At 52.7% G+C, this 383-nt stretch carries 1 protein-coding gene; it reads left to right on the top strand.

The features are described 5' to 3' along the window. On the top strand, positions 1–383 hold a 383-nt coding region (locus ACWGTI_RS32790; protein ID WP_454590696.1), incomplete at both ends, for an EamA family transporter.

Here is a 383-nt window from a genome sequence, read left to right as displayed (position 1 = left end):
TGGGTTATGCCAGCTTCATCTTCGCTTGGAAATTCTTCAAACTCCGCTCGTCCTTGGAAAATTTCTGGTTGTTCCTGGCGTATGGACTGGTCATGCTCGCCGTGCCCTATTTATGGAGCGGTGCACAAATTCCGTCGGCAAACGCATTGCCGAGCCTGTTGTCGCTGGGCGTTATTCCGTCATTTTGCGGCTTTTACTGCACGATTCTCGCCCTACAGCATATCGAAGCGTACAAAACACAGGTCATCGAATCGAGCGAGCCGTTCTTTTCCGCGCTCTTTGCCGCCGTGTTCTTCGGCGAATGGCTGACAGGTTCAGGAATGTGTGCGTCCCTGGCTATCATTCTTGGTGCGTTAATCACGTCAATGCCTGATCGTCGCGGC

The sequence above is a fragment of the Mesorhizobium sp. ArgA1 genome (genome assembly GCF_053714375.1).
Note: the sequence above shows the minus strand (reverse complement) of the source record. Positions and strands in the feature narration are given on the sequence as shown.